1 protein-coding gene is annotated in these 1,537 nt (G+C 36.3%); it reads left to right on the top strand.

Going from position 1 to position 1,537, the window contains the following annotated elements; genetic code table 11:
* On the top strand, positions 1 to 1,537 hold a 1,537-nt coding region (locus Q0296_RS06820; RefSeq protein WP_298038453.1), incomplete at both ends, for a GGDEF domain-containing protein.

Raw genomic sequence — 1,537 nt, forward strand, 5'->3', positions numbered from 1 at the left:
CAGTTTGCCGGCATCTTAAACTATAAAATTTTTGAAAATTTGTTGATATTTTTTGGCTTTGGTCTTGTAGTTCTTGGTATCTACATCTCTATGAATAGATCAAAGCTTAAAGCTATGCACTGGCTTGCTGCATGCTTTGGGGTCTTTCTTTGGACGATTATTGATGCCATTAGAAGCGTCAATGAAGACTTTCTTTTAAGAAGCAAAGAGCAAATTTCTTATCTTGATTTTTTCGATCTGCTCCCTATGTTTTTACTATTGGCCGCTGTTGGCATATTTTTTGTGGTCAAATTTATAGCTAGCGATAAAAAGATCCTAGTTCTAGCCGATAGCTTTAATGTCCTTTTGCTAGTTTTCACGCTTGCTTATTGCATTGTTGGCGACATGGGCGATTTTAATATATTGATCCATCCTAAAAGCCCTAGCGAGCTTGCTGCTAGCATTGCTATTTTTGTAAATTTATCTATTTTATTCATCGCTCTTAGTGAAATTTTTAATAGCAACCATCTTTATATTAGGCATAGCGGCTTTTTTTTGATAATAGCAAGTGCGATTTTTACGCTATTAAATTTATATGTTTTTTATAATGAGCTTATAAACAAAGGGCATGACTTTACTCTGCACTCTATCTATCTTGTGCCATTTTTTCTCTTGATGCTTGGAGCTTTTTACCTAAGGGGCGACAACAAGCGCATAAGTGCAGCAGATGTTGGCATAAAAACAACATCTAAGCTCGTGCCTATCATCTCAGCTGCACTAATACTTATAAAAGCCAACCTCTCATCCTATGTCGATCTACTTATAATTTTTGTTATTGTAGCTGGAGCTGTCATTAGCTATTTTATGAAGGTGCTTGATCAAAGCGAAGAGATATATAACGCAGAGCAAAATTTACATGATGCTAAAAACAAAGAGAAGCACCTAAAGACAAACGAACTTGAGATGATAAATTTAAGCTTAGAGGGTGTATCTGAAAAAGACTATCTAACCTCTCTTGGTAACAGAGACTCATTGTTAAATGAACTTAAAGGTATGTGTAGCGTTTTGGGCGAGAAGCAAGAGATCGCAGTTTATTATATAAATCGCTTTAAAAATATAAATACCTCTTACGGACATGAGGTTGGCGATAAAATTTTAAAAGCGATAGCAAAGCGCATACGTGAAGCGTGCAATAGACAAGAGGTCACCGCAAGGATCGGCGCTGATGAGTTTATCGTGCTTTCGAAAATGGAAGAAAATAGCCACACTAAGCGTATGAAGCTTGGTATGGAGCTAAGAGATACGATAGAAAAACCTTTGCAAATAGATAAGTATCACTTTGCGATTAAGAGCGTCGTTGGTATCCACGTAGTGACAAGAGATAACATCAGCGATCCTAGAAATATCATCAAAAAAGCCGATATGGCGATGTACTATGCTAAGCAAAACCCAGCTAAAAACCCAATGGTTTATAATAATGAGATAGATAGCGAGATACAACAAAGCTCAAACATAGAGATAGCTCTTAAAAAAGCAAATTTACAAGAGGATTTTGAGG

The organism is uncultured Campylobacter sp., from assembly GCF_937890585.1.
GTDB lineage: Bacteria > Campylobacterota > Campylobacteria > Campylobacterales > Campylobacteraceae > Campylobacter_A.